Origin of the sequence: Streptomyces sp. LHD-70, assembly GCF_031157275.1 — a bacterium.
Lineage (GTDB): Bacteria > Actinomycetota > Actinomycetes > Streptomycetales > Streptomycetaceae > Streptomyces.
On the sequence record NZ_JAVIFW010000030.1, the window covers coordinates 1 to 15,370 of the forward strand.

General features: G+C 72.5%; 13 protein-coding genes. 3 read left to right on the forward strand and 10 right to left on the reverse strand.

Annotated elements, in window-relative coordinates; genetic code table 11:
- The first annotated feature begins 625 nt into the window (after window positions 1-625).
- Entirely contained in the window at window positions 626-1,636 is a 1,011-nt protein-coding gene (trpS, locus tag RCO28_RS35555; protein ID WP_308945501.1) for a tryptophan--tRNA ligase, read from the forward strand.
- A 44-nt stretch (window positions 1,637-1,680) separates the two neighbouring features.
- On the opposite strand, the gene proC is transcribed toward trpS, so the two are convergent.
- The 4 genes from proC to RCO28_RS35575 all read right to left on the reverse strand — a co-directional run bounded on the left by proC (window position 1,681) and on the right by RCO28_RS35575 (window position 4,806).
- Window positions 1,681-2,490, reverse strand: a complete 810-nt coding sequence (proC, locus tag RCO28_RS35560; RefSeq protein ID WP_308945502.1) for a pyrroline-5-carboxylate reductase — start codon at window positions 2,488-2,490, stop codon at window positions 1,681-1,683.
- Window positions 2,491-2,595: 105 nt separating this feature from the next.
- Window positions 2,596-3,396, reverse strand: a complete 801-nt coding sequence (locus RCO28_RS35565; protein ID WP_308945503.1) for an ABC transporter permease — start codon at window positions 3,394-3,396, stop codon at window positions 2,596-2,598.
- Window positions 3,393-4,205: an ABC transporter ATP-binding protein gene (locus RCO28_RS35570; RefSeq protein WP_308945561.1), complete on the reverse strand. Its 813-nt coding sequence runs from the start codon at window positions 4,203-4,205 to the stop codon at window positions 3,393-3,395. Before RCO28_RS35570 ends, RCO28_RS35565 begins: the two co-directional genes overlap by 4 nt.
- A 79-nt stretch (window positions 4,206-4,284) precedes the next feature.
- Window positions 4,285-4,806 carry an EamA/RhaT family transporter gene (locus RCO28_RS35575; protein WP_308945504.1) on the reverse strand — a complete coding sequence of 174 codons (522 nt, stop codon included), beginning with the start codon at window positions 4,804-4,806 and terminating at the stop codon, window positions 4,285-4,287.
- A 139-nt stretch (window positions 4,807-4,945) separates the two neighbouring features.
- Here RCO28_RS35575 and RCO28_RS35580 point away from each other — a divergent pair, with 139 nt between their 5' ends.
- A complete protein-coding gene (locus tag RCO28_RS35580; protein WP_308945505.1) occupies window positions 4,946-7,348 on the forward strand; it encodes a protein kinase in 2,403 nt (800 codons plus the stop codon).
- Window positions 7,349-7,553: 205 nt separating this feature from the next.
- On the opposite strand, the gene RCO28_RS35585 is transcribed toward RCO28_RS35580, so the two are convergent.
- The 5 genes from RCO28_RS35585 to RCO28_RS35605 all read right to left on the reverse strand — a co-directional run bounded on the left by RCO28_RS35585 (window position 7,554) and on the right by RCO28_RS35605 (window position 12,555).
- Window positions 7,554-7,853 carry an SH3 domain-containing protein gene (locus tag RCO28_RS35585; protein ID WP_374991312.1) on the reverse strand — a complete coding sequence of 100 codons (300 nt, stop codon included), beginning with the start codon at window positions 7,851-7,853 and terminating at the stop codon, window positions 7,554-7,556.
- Window positions 7,854-7,965: 112 nt separating this feature from the next.
- On the reverse strand, window positions 7,966-9,819 hold the full coding sequence (ilvD, locus tag RCO28_RS35590) for a dihydroxy-acid dehydratase (RefSeq protein WP_308945506.1): 1,854 nt from the start codon (window positions 9,817-9,819) through the stop codon (window positions 7,966-7,968).
- 203 nt (window positions 9,820-10,022) lie between these two features.
- Complete coding sequence (locus RCO28_RS35595) at window positions 10,023-10,631, reverse strand: TetR family transcriptional regulator (protein WP_308945507.1); 609 nt, start codon at window positions 10,629-10,631, stop codon at window positions 10,023-10,025.
- On the reverse strand, window positions 10,628-11,476 hold the full coding sequence (locus tag RCO28_RS35600; RefSeq protein WP_308945508.1) for a sugar phosphate isomerase/epimerase: 849 nt from the start codon (window positions 11,474-11,476) through the stop codon (window positions 10,628-10,630). The genes RCO28_RS35595 and RCO28_RS35600 overlap by 4 nt, the downstream gene beginning before the upstream one ends.
- Window positions 11,477-11,586: 110 nt before the next feature.
- Entirely contained in the window at window positions 11,587-12,555 is a 969-nt protein-coding gene (locus RCO28_RS35605; protein WP_308945509.1) for a Ppx/GppA phosphatase family protein, read from the reverse strand.
- A 71-nt stretch (window positions 12,556-12,626) separates the two neighbouring features.
- On the opposite strand from RCO28_RS35605, the gene RCO28_RS35610 reads away from it, so the two are divergent.
- Complete coding sequence (locus RCO28_RS35610; protein WP_308945510.1) at window positions 12,627-13,484, forward strand: hypothetical protein; 858 nt, start codon at window positions 12,627-12,629, stop codon at window positions 13,482-13,484.
- 78 nt (window positions 13,485-13,562) lie between these two features.
- Here the strand turns inward: RCO28_RS35610 and RCO28_RS35615 are convergent, their stop codons facing one another.
- Window positions 13,563-15,275 carry a hypothetical protein gene (locus RCO28_RS35615; protein WP_308945511.1) on the reverse strand — a complete coding sequence of 571 codons (1,713 nt, stop codon included), beginning with the start codon at window positions 15,273-15,275 and terminating at the stop codon, window positions 13,563-13,565.
- Window positions 15,276-15,370 lie beyond the last annotated feature (95 nt).

Genomic DNA, 15,370 nt, shown 5'->3' on the forward strand with positions numbered 1-15,370 from the left:
CTCCGGGCGCTTCCCTTCGGTCTTGCGTTTCCGACTCTATCAGACTCTTTCGTGTCCGATTTTCCGTCGGGGGCCGCCCCGCGTTAGCGGGATATTGACCCTGCGCTTTCCGGCCCTTCAGGGCCTTTCGGCGGTGTTGACTCTATCAGATCCTTTCGGGCCTGATTCCCAGTCAACGGGGGTTTGTCTTTGCGGCTGTTGGGCCGTTCCGACGAGTGAGACTTTAGCGGAATCCCGGCCCCGAACCTAATCGGGGTTGCGTTCTTTCGAACGCGGATTCCACATTCCGCAAAAGCACACGAAAAGAAGACCGCGACGATGCGCGGCTCGATCCTTGGGTTCTTGCTGAATGGCTGTCCGGGGACCAACCGGAGTCGGCGCTCACGTCGGACAACTCGCAGGACTCTACGTAGGCCGAATGGCCCTGTCAACCTCGGGCCTGGGTCGCTATGGTGGCTGCATGACTACGCGCGCGTGCACCAAGCAGTGGTGGGCCGCCTGACGGCGGCCGTACTCACGTGTGCATCAACGGCCGCCGCCTCGGCGGCCGTTTGCGTATCCCCTTCCTGAGGACCGCGGCTCGGCCGGCGGACCGGCGGTGGCCAGGACTCAGGAGGAAGAAGCAGTGACGCGGATCTTCAGTGGCATCAAGCCGACCGGCCACCTCACGTTGGGGAACTACCTGGGCGCGCTGCGCCAGTGGGTCGAGGTAGACCAGCACCGCGCGGAGTCGTTGTTCTGTGTGGTGGATCTGCACGCGCTCACCGTGGAGCACGACCCGGCGCGGGTGCGCAGGCTCAGTAGGCAGGCGGCGACGCTGATGCTGGCGGCCGGGCTCGATCCCGAGCGGTGCGCGGTGTTCGTGCAGAGCCATGTCGACGAGCATGCGCGGCTCTCGTACCTCCTTGAGTGCGTCGCCAATGACGGGGAGATGCGGCGGATGATCCAGTACAAGGAGAAGTCCGTGATCGAGCGGGAGCGTGGGGGGAGTGTGCGGCTCTCGCTGCTGACGTATCCCGTGCTGATGGCGGCGGACATCCTGGCCTATGGGGCGGACGAGGTTCCTGTGGGTGAGGACCAGACGCAGCATGTGGAGCTCACGCGGGATCTGGCCGTGCGGTTCAACCAGCGGTACGGGCACACCTTTGTGGTGCCGCGGGCCACGCCGCCGAAGGTCGCCGCGCGGGTGATGGATCTGCAGGAGCCGACGTCGAAGATGGGGAAGTCCCATGAGTCGGGTGCGGGGATCGTCTATCTGCTCGATGAGCCCGAGGTCGTACGGAAGAAGATTCTGCGGGCCGTGACCGACAGCGGGCGGGAGGTCGTGTACGACCGGGAGGGCAAGCCCGGGGTGTCGAATCTGCTGGAGATTCTGGCGGCGTGCGAGGGGCGCGGGCCCGAGGAGTTGAGCGGGGTCTTCGATTCGTACGGGGAGTTGAAGAAGGCGACCGCCGAGGCCGTGGTGGAAACGCTGCGGCCGGTGCGGGAGCGGCACCGGGAGTTGTGTGCCGAGCCGGGGCGGGTCGACGCGGTGCTGCGGGCCGGGGCCGAGAAGGCGCGGGGGATGGCGCGGCCGACGGTTGATGCCGCGTACCGGGCGATGGGGCTGATGATGCCCGCGGGTGGCGAGGTCTGAAGGGGTGGTGCGGCGCCGTTCTCCGGAACGGCGCCGCAGTCGTGTCAGCCGTTGCCGGAGGCGAGTTCGCGGCTGCGGTCGCGGGCGGCTTCGAGGGCGGCGATGAGGGCCGCGCGTACGCCGTGGTTCTCCAGTTCGCGGATGGCGTTGATGGTGGTGCCGGCGGGGGACGTGACGTTCTCGCGGAGCTTGACCGGGTGTTCGCCGCTGTCGCGGAGCATCACGGCGGCGCCGATGGCTGCCTGGACGATCAGGTCGTGGGCCTTGTCGCGGGGCAGGCCGAGGAGGATGCCGGCGTCGGTCATGGCCTCTACGAGGAAGTAGAAGTACGCCGGTCCTGAGCCGGAGAGTGCCGTGCAGGCGTCCTGCTGGGCCTCGGGGACGCGGAGCGTCTTGCCGACGGCGCCGAAGATGTCCTCGGCGTGGCTGAGGTCGGCCGCGCTGGCGTGGGAGCCGGCGGAGATGACCGACATGCCCTCGTCGACGAGGACCGGGGTGTTCGGCATGACGCGGACGACCGGGGTGCTGCCGGGGAGGCGTTCCTCGATGAAGGCCGTCGTGATGCCCGCCGCCGCGCTGATGACCAGGCGGTCCGCGGTGACGTTCGGGGCGAGCTCGTCGAGGAGTGCGCCCATGTCCTGCGGCTTGCAGGCGAGGATCAGGGTGTCGGCGTGCTTGGCGGCTTCGGCGTTGGTGACCGGGTCGACGCCGTAGCGGGTGCGGAGTTCCTCGGCTCGTTCGGCGCGGCGGGTGGTGACCAGGAGGTCGGCGGGGGCCCAGCCGGCCCGGATCATTCCGCTGAGCAGGGCCTCGCCGATCTTTCCGGTGCCGAGGACTGCGACTTTCTGGGTCATGAGCGGGTGCCTTCCGGTGAGTCGTCCACGGTCATCCTCGCATCGGGGCCGTGGGCGGCGGTGCGCGTGTCCGATGGGCGGTACGGCACTCCCGTACGTACGGGATCAGGGCGTGCGGCGGCGGAGGGTGGCGGCGCCGAGGGCGAGGACCAGGAGGGCGCAGGCGGCTACGACGAGGATGTCGCGGAGGAAGTCGGCGGTGACGTCGGTGTGCTGGAGGACTTCGTTCATGCCGTCGACGGCGTACGACATGGGGAGGACGTTCGAGATCGCCTCCAGGACGGGGTGCATGGTGTCGCGCGGGGCGAAGAGGCCGCAGAGGAGGAGCTGGGGGAAGATCACCGCCGGCATGAACTGGACGGCCTGGAACTCGGAGGCCGCGAAGGCGGAGACGAAGAGGCCGAGGGCGGTGCCGAGGAGGGCGTCCAGGAGGGCTACCAGGAGCAGCAGCCAGGGTGAGCCGATGACGTCGAGGCCGAGGACCCACAGGGCGAGGCCGGTGGCGAGGGCGGACTGGACGACGGCGAGCAGGCCGAAGGCGAGGGCGTACCCGAGGATCAGGTCGGCCTTGCCGAGGGGCATGGCGAGGAGGCGTTCCAGGGTGCCGGAGGTGCGCTCGCGGAGGGTGGCGATGGACGTCACCAGGAACATCGTGATCAGCGGGAAGATGCCGAGCAGCGAGGCGCCGATGGTGTCGAAGGTGCGCTGGCTGCCGTCGAAGACGTAGCGCAGCAGGAGCAGCATCACGCACGGGACGAACAGCATCAGGGCGATCGAGCGCGGGTCGTGCCGGAGTTGGCGCAGCACGCGCGCGGTGGTGGCGAGTGTGCGGGGTGCGGAGAAGGCGGGGGCGCGGGTCGGGGTGGGGGCCGGGGCCGTGGCGGTGTCGGTTGCGGGGGTGGTCATCGCGCCGGCTCCTGTCGGTCGTCGTCGGTGGTGGCGCGGTCGGCGTGCGCGCGGGCGTTGGCGTCGTCGACCAGCCGGAGGAAGGCGGACTCGACGGTTCCGGAGGTGCCGCGCAGGGCGTCCGGGGTGTCGTCGGCGAGGATCTCGCCCTCGCGCATGAGGAGGAGGCGGTGGCAGCGCTCGGCCTCGTCCATGACGTGCGAGGAGACGAGGAGGGTGGTGCCGCGCCCGGCGATGGTGTGGAAGAGGTTCCACAGGTCGCGGCGGAGCACCGGGTCGAGGCCGACGGTGGGTTCGTCGAGGACGAGGAGTTCGGGGCTGCCGAGCAGGGCGACGGCGAGCGAGACGCGGCTGCGCTGGCCGCCGGAGAGGGTGCCGGCGAGGGCGTCGGTGTGCGAGGTGAGGTCGACGTCGGCGATGACGCGGGTGACGTCGGCGCGGCGGCGGGTGGCGGCCGCGCGGCCCGGGTCGAGGATCGCGGCGAAGTAGTCGAGGTTCTGGCGGACCGTCAGGTCGTCGTAGACGGACGGGTCCTGGGTCACGTACCCGATGCGGGAGCGGAGTTCGGGGGCGCCGGCCGGGTGGCCGAGGACCCGGAGCGTGCCGGTGACCCTGGCCTGGGTGCCGACGATGGCGCGCATCAGGGTGGTCTTGCCGCAGCCGGAGGGACCGAGGAGGCCGGTGACCTGGCCGCGCGGCACGTCGAAGCCGAGGCTGCGCACTACGGGGCGGCCGCCTCGTACGACGGAGAGGTCGGCGGCGTGGATGGCGGTGTGCACGGCTGCGCCCCTTCCGGACGAGTAATTCATCACGTGATGAATAATCCTCCTGGGTGGGGTGCGCGTCAAGGCGTGGGGCGTTGGGCGCCGGCGGGCTCGGGCGGGCCGGCTACTTGCGCTTCTTCTTGACGCGGTTCGCCGGGTTGCCCGCGCGGCGGGACGTGCGGCGTTCGTACTGCTTGACGGCCGCTTCGTACTCCGCGCGGCGGAGCTTTTCGCCGGGGGCCTCGGACAGCGAGCGGAGGAAGTACGCGAGCAGGGCGCCGACGAAGCCGATGGCCGTCATGGAGCGCAGGGACGCCTGCGTCTGCGGGTCGGGGCGCCTGCTGTACGCGTCCCAGGTACGGCGGAACGCGAGCGCGCTGCAGACAGCGAAGACCGCCACGACGAGCAGGTCGACGAAGGCGCCGACCTGGGCGATCTCCAGTCCCTCGTACGCGAACCGGAGGAGCAGGCAGCCGCCGAACGCGGCCGAGATCGAGCCGAGGGCCACGGCGGCGCGGCGCAGCCCGTACTTGCCGGTGTGGTCGAGCCAGTGCGTGCCGAAGAAGCGGATGGGCTCGGGTTCGGGGCCGCCCGGGCTGTCCTGGCCGTCAGGGGTATGGGGTTCCGCGTGGGATGCATCGCTCACGGTGCCGATTATCGCGCGCGGCGGGCCCGATACGGAGTGGGTGCTACCGCCCCCGAGGCCGCCTTCTGTCGGTGGGGCGCGCTAGTTTGGTCGGACGGCCGGGCGCGACGGCCGGGGGCGACTGGGGGAGGTCGGCGCAGTGCGGCTGCGGTCAGGTGATCCGGAGACGATCGGCGGCTACCCGCTGGAGCGGCGGCTCGGGGCGGGCGGCATGGGCACCGTCTATCTGGCGCGTACGGCGTCGGGGCGGCGGGTCGCGATCAAGCTGATCCATCAACAGTTCGCGGACGACGAGGAGTTCAGGACCCGGTTCCGACAGGAGGTCTCGGCGGCCCGGCGGGTCAGCGGGGCGTTCACGGCGGCCGTGGTCGACGCCGACCCCGAGGGTGCGCACCCGTGGATGGCCACGGCGTACATCGAGGGCCCCACGCTCTCCGAACGGATCGAGTCGGGCGGCCCGTTGGACGGAGCCGAGCTGCGCACGCTCGCCGTCGGCCTGGCCGAGGCGCTGCGCGACATCCACCGGGTCGGCGTGGTGCACCGCGACCTCAAGCCGTCCAACGTCGTGCTCTCGGCGGAGGGCCCCCGGGTGATCGACTTCGGCATCTCGCGCGCCGCCGACCACCAGACGCTGACGATGACGGGGCGGGTCATCGGCACACCGCCCTTCATGTCGCCCGAGCAGTTGCAGGCGCCGCGCGACGTGGGCCCCGAGTCGGACGTGTTCTCCCTGGCCACGCTGCTCGTGTTCGCGGCGACGGGGCAGGGGCCGTTCGACGCGGACAGCCCGTACCTCACGGCGTACCAAGTGGTGCACGAGGAGCCGAGGTTGAGCGCCGCGCCGGCGGCGCTGCGGGCCGTGGTCGAGCCGTGCCTCGCGAAGGACCCGGGCGTGCGGCCGTCCACGGACGAGCTGCTCGCTCAACTCCTCGCGCTTCCCGGGGACTTTCCCGTGGGTGCGGGCTCGGGCGCGTCCGCCGGTGGGCCGGTGGACTCCGCGACGCGGGTGCTGGGCGGGGGCGCGCGGGGAGAGGCCTCCGGGCCGGAGCGGCCGGAGCGTTTGACGCGGCCCGAGCAGGTGGAGCACGGGGAGCAGCTGGAGCCTCGCACCAGCTCTCGTACGCTCACTGGCATCGGGCCCGGCCTGCGCAGACGGTGGCGGTCCGTGCTCGCCGCGGCCGTCGCGGTGGCGGCCATCGCGGGCGGCGTCGCCCTGCTCGGCCCGGACCGCGGCGCGGACGCACAGAACACGGCGCAGGGCGAGCAGCCGGAGGCCGGCTCCCCCGGAAAGCCGCTGCCCGAGGGCTTCGCGCCCTGGGAGGTGTCGGTACGGGGCGGGAAGGACATCCCCGACGAGTTGCGCTGCGTGCCGCGCGGCGCCGACGTGTACTGCGGGGGCGGCGGGGTCGTCGCCACCCGGCTGCGCGCGGCCGACGGCAAGCGGCTGTGGACGGTGCGGAGCCCGGGCGTACCGGCGAACGGGATGCACTTCGTCGGCGTCACGGGCGCGAGCACGGGCACGGGTGCGGGTGCGGGCACAGACACGGGTGCGGGTGCGGGCACGGGCACGGGGTCGTCGGCTGGCTCGGCGGAGGCCGAGGGCCCGACCGTCGTCGGCTACCGCATTCCCGACGGTGCCGGATCGCCCCAGGCGGTCGCCCTGACCGAGGGCGGCAAGGAGCGCTGGTCCGCGCCGCTGGGCGGGGAGTCGACGCTGCTCACCGGGCGTACGCAGAGTGCGGTCCTGCACCGCGGGGACGTGCTGTCCGTCGACCCGGCGGGTACGCGGATCGAGGCGCGGCGGGCGGGTGGCGACGGCAGCGTGCGCTGGTCCCGCCCCTTCCCGCCCGGTACGCAGTGCGCGCCGTACGCGCCGAATCCGCGCGCGGCCCGGCTCTACGCCCTCTGCGCGTCGGCAGCGGAGGTGGAATCCTTGCAGGTCAGCCGCCCGACGCTGCGGCTGCTCGATCCGGCGGACGGGCGGCTCGGCGAGCCGGTCCGGCTGAAGGGGCAGTGGCGTCCCGTCGGTGAGGCGGACGGGAAGCTCGTCCTCGTCAAGGAGCGGATGGAAGGGCTCGACTTCGCCGGGTTCTCGGCGGTGGCGCTGTTCGACCCGCGGACCGGCAAGGTCGACGAGCACGCGCTGCGCGGGGCGTCCGGTGGTGCCGTCGCGGTGACGGAGGGTGCGGACCCCACGGTCGTCGCGGGCGCGCTGCACTTCGTGGAGCGGAGCGGGCGGGTGCACTCCGTGGATCCGGCGAGCGGGCGGGTGCGGTGGTCCCGGCAGACGGGCGTCGAGTGGGCCTCGGCGCCCGTCGCCTCCGACGGGGTGCTGTACTTCGGCTCGGCCAGCGGCCGCGTCGCCGCGCTTGACGCGCGCGAGGGCGAGCTGCGGTGGGCTTCGCCGCCGCGGGTCGAGAGCCCTGGGAGCGAGATGGGGGCTACGGCTCGGGTGGTGGTGGCCGGTCGCGTGGTGATTGTTTCCGCGGGTGGGAACACGGTGTTCGGGTTCGATGGGGAGCGGCCGCCGTCGGAAGGGTGAGGGTTGTCCCCCTCCCCCTCGCCTCCCGGTGGGCCGGGCCCCAACTTCCGCACGTACCCGTCGTGGTGCGTCCGCCTCATCAGCGACTGACCGTCCGTCGTGGCTGGTCGCGCCCACGCGGCGAAGCCGCAAATGTCACAGCCCCGCGCCCCTTTCGGGGCGCCCCCCATCGGGGCGCCCCCCAGCCCACCGCCGTACGAAACTCTCAGCAGCGCGGTGCCACGTACCCGTCGCTGCCCGTTCGTACGTACGCGTCCGAGACGTAGCGGCCGGAGCCTATGCGGTCCCAGATGCGGGTTGTGCCGGTCGGGCCCGTGATCGTCTGGCCCGGGGTCTGGCAGTGGAGGGTGACGCGGGTGCCCGCCTCGATGCGGCCGACCTTGGCATACGAAGTGCCGGGGCCCGAGCGGACGTTGACGTCGGCGACGACCGTGTACGTCCGCGTGCCGGCGGCCGCGGTCTGCATCGCCGAGACCGAGTCTCTGATCGTGACCTGCTCACTCATGCTGCTCTCCCCCGTGTCCGCGGCGCCCCGTCGCGGGCGCCGTCACCCATCAGGACGAACAGCGGGCCCCCGCCAGTTCCCTGGACGGGGGCCCGCTGCGACGCAGTCGGACTCAGCCGAGCTTGGAGACGTCCCGCACCGCGCCCTTGTCCGCGCTGGTCGCCATCGCCGCGTACGCCCGCAGCGCGGCCGAGACCTTGCGCTCGCGGCCCTTCGGGACGTACGAGCCGCCGAGCGCCGCCGCACGACGGCTCAACTCGTCCTCGTCCACGAGGAGTTCGATCTGGCGGCCCGGGATGTCGATGCGGATGCGGTCGCCGTCCTGGACCAGGGCGATCGTGCCGCCGGAGGCCGCCTCGGGCGAGGCGTGGCCGATGGACAGGCCCGAAGTGCCGCCGGAGAAGCGGCCGTCGGTGATCAGGGCGCAGGCCTTGCCGAGGCCGCGGCCCTTCAGGTACGAGGTCGGGTAGAGCATCTCCTGCATGCCGGGGCCGCCCTTGGGGCCCTCGTAGCGGATGACGACGACGTCGCCCTCCTTGACCTGCTGGGTGAGGATCTTCTCGACGGCCTGCTCCTGGGACTCGCAGACCACGGCCGGGCCCTCGAACGTCCAGATCGACTCGTCGACGCCCGCCGTCTTCACGACGCAGCCGTCCACCGCCAGGTTGCCCTTGAGGACCGCGAGGCCGCCGTCCGCCGAGTAGGCGTGGGCGACGGAGCGGATGCAGCCGCCCTCGGCGTCCGTGTCCAGGGAGTCCCAGCGCTCGGACTGCGAGAAGGCCTCGGCGGTGCGCTTGCAGCCGGGCGCCGCGTGCCACAGCTCCTCGGCCTGGGCGGACGTGGCGCCGGAGCGGACGTCCCACTCGGCCAGCCAGCTGTCGAGGTCGTCGGAGTGGACGGAGTGCACGTCCTTGTTGAGCAGCCCGCCGCGGTGCAGCTCGCCGAGCAGGGCGGGGATGCCGCCGGCGCGGTGCACGTCCTCCATGTAGTACGTCTTGCTGCCCGCGACGTTCGGGGCGACCTTGGAGAGGCACGGCACCCGGCGCGAGACCGCGTCGATGGCGTCGAGCCCGAAGGGCACCTCGGCCTCCTGCGCGGCGGCCAGCAGGTGCAGGATCGTGTTGGTGGAGCCGCCCATGGCGATGTCGAGGGCCATGGCGTTCTCGAAGGCCTGGAACGTGGCGATGTTGCGCGGCAGGACGGACGCGTCGTCCTGGCCGTAGTACCGCTCGGTGAGCTCGACGACCGTGCGGCCCGCGCGCTCGTACAGGTCCTTGCGGGCCGTGTGCGTGGCGAGGACGGAGCCGTTGCCCGGCAGGGACAGGCCGATGGCCTCGGTCAGGCAGTTCATGGAGTTGGCCGTGAACATGCCGGAACAGGAGCCGCAGGTCGGGCAGGCGTTCTCCTCGATGCGGAGCATGTCCTCGTCGGAGATCTTGTCGTTGACCGCCTCCGACATCGCGTCGACCAGGTCGAGCGTGCGGACCGTGCCGTCGACGAGGGTGGCGCGGCCGGACTCCATCGGGCCGCCGGAGACGAAGACCGTCGGGATGTTCAGGCGCAGGGCGGCGTTGAGCATGCCCGGCGTGATCTTGTCGCAGTTGGAGATGCAGATCAGGGCGTCCGCGCAGTGCGCCTCGACCATGTACTCCACGCTGTCCGCGATCAGGTCGCGGGACGGCAGCGAATAGAGCATGCCGCCGTGGCCCATCGCGATGCCGTCGTCCACGGCGATGGTGTTGAACTCGCGCGGGATGCCGCCCGCTTCCTTGATCGCCTCGGAGACGATCCGGCCGACGGGCTGCAGGTGGGTGTGGCCGGGCACGAACTCCGTGAAGGAGTTGGCGACGGCGATGACCGGCTTCCGGCCGATGTCCGCGCCGGGTACACCGGAGGCCCGCATAAGGGCGCGGGCGCCCGCCATGTTGCGGCCGTGGGTGACTGTGCGCGACCTCAGCTCGGGCATCGCCGCTCGCTTCCTACTCCAGGCCCTGCGACTGCTCGCCAGGGCCTACTAAGGGTCAGACTGCCTTCGAGAGTACGCCCAGGATCCAAGATCCGGACAGCCTGTCCGCATTACGGGACACCTGGCTCACTTACCGGGCACCCGGCCCGCGTACCGGGCGTACCGGGCACTCGGGCGACCGCCGTGCGCGCGGGCCTGAGCGCTCAGGCCTGCGTCAGATACCGCTGCAGCGTCGGCGCGACCAGGGCGATGATCTCCTCCTGGTCCGCGGACGCCAGCGGCTCGACCTTGATCACGTACCGCACGAAGGCGATCCCGATCATGTGCGAGGCGGCGAGCTCCGCGCGGAACTTGGGCTCCGGCACGTCCAGATCGTCCGCGACGCGCTCCAGGAGCCGGCGCAGTACGAACGTACGCAACGCCTTGGCGGCCGCCTCGTGCGTCACCGCCGAGCGGATCACGGCGAGCAGCGGGGCGCGCGTCGCCGGGTTCTCCCACACCGAGAAGAAGAACCGGGCGAGCCGCTCACCGACCTGCTCGGGCCCTTCGGCGAGTACGGCGGGGACGACCAGGGCGGGCTCGAAGCTGACCTCGATCGCGGCGGCGAAGACCTCGTCCTTGCTGCCGAAGTAGTGGTGCACGAGCGCCGCGTCGACGCCCGCGACCTTGGCGATGCCGCGTACGGACGTCTTGTCGTAGCCACGCGCGGCGAACTCGGAGCGGGCGGCTTCCAGGATGCGCTCGCGGGCGGGCTTCTGGTCCTGCTCCGCGCGCGCGGGCCGGCCGCGGCGGCGCGGCGGCTCGGTGCTCACGCGCGCTCCGACGAGGCCCGGCCGGAGGCCGCCCGGTTCAGGGCGGACGCGAGGTGGAGCCGGGTGAACGCGAGGGCCTCGGCGAGGTCGGCCTCCCGCTCCGCGCTGGACATCGCGCGGCGGGTGTTGACCTCGATCACCACATGGCCGTCGAAACCGCCGAGCGCGAGCCGTTCGAGCAGTTCGGCGCAGGGCTGGGTGCCGCGACCTGGGACCAGGTGCTCGTCCTTGGCGGAGCCGTTGCCGTCCGCGAGGTGGATGTGCGCGAGCCGGTCGCCCATGCGGTCCACCATCTCCAGGGCCTCGGTGCGGGCGGTCGCGGTGTGCGAGAGGTCGACGGTGAAGTGCCGGTAGTCGTCCTTGGTGACGTCCCACTCGGGGGCGTACGCGAGCATCTCGCGGTCGCGGTAGCGCCACGGGTACATGTTCTCGACGGCGAACCGCACATCCGTTTCGTCCGCCATCCGCCACAGGCCGGTGACGAAGTCACGCGCGTACTGCCGCTGCCAGCGGAACGGCGGGTGCACGACGACGGTGGACGCACCCAGCTTCTCGGCGGCGGCCCGGGCGCGCTGCAGCTTCGTCCACGGGTCGGTGGACCACACCCGCTGAGTGATCAGCAGGCAGGGCGCGTGCACGGCGAGGACCGGGATGCCGTGGTAGTCGGAGAGGCGGCGCAGGGCCTCGATGTCCTGGCTGACGGGGTCCGTCCAGACCATGACCTCGACGCCGTCGTACCCGAGGCGCGCGGCGATCTCGAACGCCGTCGCCGTCGACTCCGGATAGACCGAGGCCGTCGACAGGGCGACCTTCGCATCCGGGATGCGCACCACTGGTTCTGCCACGAAGGACAGGGTACGGGCCACGGCGCCCCGCCCGGCAGGCGACCTGGGTCCTGTCGCCGGAGTCGGCAGGCCCTCCGTCAGAGGGTCGGCCGGGGTTCCGCTTCGCCGGATCAGCCCGTTGTCGTCGCGGCGCTCTCGTCCAGCTGCGCGCCCTCCGGGAGGTGGTCGAGACGGCGCAGGATGACGCCCTCGCGCAGCGCCCAGGGGCAGATCTCCAGGGTCTCGACACCGAACAGGTCCATGGCCCCCTCGGCCACGAGCGCGCCCGCGAGCAGCTGGGCCGCGCGGCCCTCGGACACCCCGGGCAGCTCGCCGCGCTCGTCCACGGTCATCGCGGCCAGCTGCGGAACCCAGTCCTCCAGGGACTTCCGCTTCAGCTCCCGCTGGACGTAGAGCCCCTCGGCGGACCGCGCGGCTCCGGCCAGCCTGGCCAGCTGCTTGAACGTCTTGGACGTGGCGACCACATGGTCCGGCGAGCCGAAGCGGCTGAACTCGCCGACGGTACGGGCGATCTGGGCGCGCACGTGCCGGCGCAGCGCCTTGATGTCCTGCGGGTCGGCCGGGTCGTCGGGCAGCCAGGCCGAGGTGAGCCGGCCGGCGCCGAGCGGCAGCGAGACCGCGGCGTCGGGGTCCTCGTCGATGCCGTACGCGATCTCCAGGGAGCCGCCGCCGATGTCGAGGACGAGCAGCTTGCCCGCGGACCAGCCGAACCAGCGGCGGGCCGCGAGGAACGTGAGCCGCGCCTCGTCCTCGCCGCTGAGCACCTGCAGCTCGACGCCGGTGGCCTCCTTGACCGCGCGCAGCACCGCGTCGGCGTTGCTCGCCTCGCGCACCGCCGAGGTGGCGAAGGAGAGCACCTCCTCGCAGCCCTTGTCCTCGGCGGCCTCCAGGGCCTCCCGGACGATCGCGATCAGCCGGTCGACGCCCTCGGGGCCGATCGCGCCCGCGGGGTCGAGAAGTTGGGCGAGCCGCAGCTCCACCTTGTGCGAGTGCGCGGGCAGCGGTCGCGCGCCGGGGTGGGCGTCGACCACCAGCAGATGCACCGTGTTCGAACCCACGTCGAGGACACCGAGTCTCATACGGAAAACGCTACTGCCCTCCGCAGGCCCGCCGGTCCACTCCACCAGGTCCGCACGCATACCCTGGATTCGTGGCCAAGACGAAAAAGGCGAAGACCGACAAACCTTCCAAGGCGCCGAAGAAGATCGGCAAGCACGGCAAGGACGGCAAGGACGGCAAGAAGGCCGGTGCCGCCGTGCCGGACGAGCAGGGCCTCGACTTCGCCCGCGCCTGGGTCGAGTTCCCCGATCCGGCCGACGACGAGCAGGTCTTCCGCTGCGACCTGACCTGGCTCACCTCGCGCTGGACGTGCATCTTCGGCAGCGGCTGCCAGGGCATCCAGGCGGGCCGCGCCGACGACGGCTGCTGCACGCTCGGGGCGCACTTCTCCGACGAGGACGACGAGAAGCGCGTCGCGGGGCATGTGGCCAAGCTCACCCCGGAGATCTGGCAGCACCACGATGTCGGTGCGCAGACGGGCTGGATCCAGGAGGACGAGGACGGCGAGCGCCAGACCCGCCGCTTCGAGGGCTCCTGCATCTTCCAGAACCGTCCGGGCTTCGCGGGCGGCGCGGGCTGCTCGCTGCACATCCTGGCGCTGCGCGAGGGCCGCGAGCCCCTGGAGACGAAGCCGGACGTCTGCTGGCAGCTCCCGGTCCGCAGGACGTACGAGTGGATCGACCGGCCCGACGACACCCGGGTGCTGCAGATCTCCATCGGCGAGTACGACCGCAGGGGCTGGGGCCCGGGCGGCCACGACCTGCACTGGTGGTGCACCTCGGCGACGTCGGCGCACGGCGCGGGCAAGGCGGTGTACGAGTCGTACCGCCCGGAGCTGATCGAGCTGATGGGCAAGGAGGGGTACGAGCGGCTCGCGGAGCTGTGCGAGGAGCGGCTCGCGTCCCAGCTCCCGCTGGTGGCCCCGCACCCGGCGGACCCGGCCGTCTGACCTGCGACCGGGCCGTCCCGGGAGCACCGGAACGGCCCAGCAGTGACGGTTCAGCAGATGCGTTCCGTGGGAATCCGCTCAGCCCGGTCGGCTCGGTGAGCCCGTGCCGGAAGGGCTCGTCGTCGGGTCCGTGGGCGACGGGTCGGTGGGTGTCGGCGTGGGGTCCGTCGGGCTCGGATCCGTCGGTGACGGGTCGGTGGGGCTGGGGTCCGTGGGCGTCGGGTCGGTCGGCGTGGGGTCCGTGGGCGTGGGATCGGTGGGCGTCGGGTCCGTGGGCGTCGGCGAAGTGGGCCGACCCGGATCACTGGGCGAGGGAGAACCCGCGCCACGACCGTCGATCACCACCACCGAGTCTCCGGGACCGATCCGCACGCGCGCGTGCCACCTGCCCGCGGGCTCCCTGCTCTCGTCGACGTACACCCGGACCGTCGTGGACTGGCCCGGTTCGAGCACGCCGGACGTCCGGCTCAGCCACAGCCAGGACGCGCCCTCGTACGCCGACCAGTGCACCGGCGCACCCCCGGACGCGGTCAGCGTGATCAGCGTCGAACCCCCGCTGGGCTGCGCGTCCACGGTGAGGCGCCCCGGTCCCACTCCCGTGCGGGTGGGGGCCTCGCCGGGGCTGATCACCTCGACCGAGACGTCCGGCGGCCGGCCGTCGACCGTGAACCGGGAGTCGGGCTCGGTGCGCGCGTTGCCCGCGTTCTCGTAGTGGTCCGCGCGGCCGCCGTCGAGGCCGGTGGGGCCGTCCTCGCTCGCGGTGACCGAGGGGCCGCCCATGGCCTCTCCGGTGAGCGGCGCGCCCCGGTACGCCGCCCACAGGGCGAGCACGGGGGCCGCGACGACGGTGGCGACGACCGTCGTCGTCACCGCGCGGGCGCGCATCCGGTCCCGCCGGGCGGCGTGGTCCTTGGGGTCCATCGGGAAGCCCCGCCGGTCGAACCGGGGAGCCTGCGCACGCGCGCGTGGTGCCCGCGCCATCGCGCCGTGCACGGCGTCGCGCGGCGCCGGGACCACGGGCAGCGCGGCGGGCGCGGCCGCGGTGCCCGGCCAGGCGGCGGCCCCGGCGCGCTCGGCGGTACGGCGGCAGCGCGGGCAGTCGTCGACGTGCCGGACGAGCTCACGGCGCAGGGCCGCACCCAGGAACACCTGCTTGTCGCCGGTGAGCCGGACGATGCTCGGGCACGTGCCGGTCTCGACCACGGCGAGCGCGGCCCTGGTGCGCTCCACCTCGCAGGCCGCGGCGGCGAGCAGCTCACGCGCGGCGTCGCCTTCGAGGCCGAGCACCGCGCCGACCTCGCCGGCCGACAGGCCGTGCCGGACCGCGAGTTCAAGCGCCTCGCGCTGCTCGGGGGTGGTGCCGGCCGCCTCCGGCCAGGCCAGCAGGGCGAGTTGGCGGCGCCGCTCGCCGTCGACCGCGTCGGGCACGGCCGCTCCGCCGCCGCTCTGCGGGGCCCGGCCCGCCACATGGGCGCCGCCTTGCCGCTTCCGCTTGGCCTCGGCGAGCCTGCGCAGACAGGCCCAGCGCGCCAGCGCGTACAGCCACGCGCGACGTGCGGTCCCTTTCTCGGGGGCGCGTGACGAGCGCCGTTCGGCGAGCGCGAGGACGTCGCCGAGCGCGGCGGTCGCGGCGTCGTGGTCGCACAGCACCGACAGGCAGTACGTGAACAGGCCGTCCAGATAAGGCTCGTGGCGCGCCGACGGCTCCTGCGGGACGGTCCTGGGCGCACGACGGTGCGCCCGGTGTGCGCCGGTGGTCTTCGTGGGATGCTCCGGGCTACTGGTCGTCACGCGTGCGACCGTAGGGGCCATGGACCGGGGCGGTCCGCCCCCTTCAGCACCTTTAATCCTTACGGGTGAACAGATCCCTCGAAAGGGGACAGGAA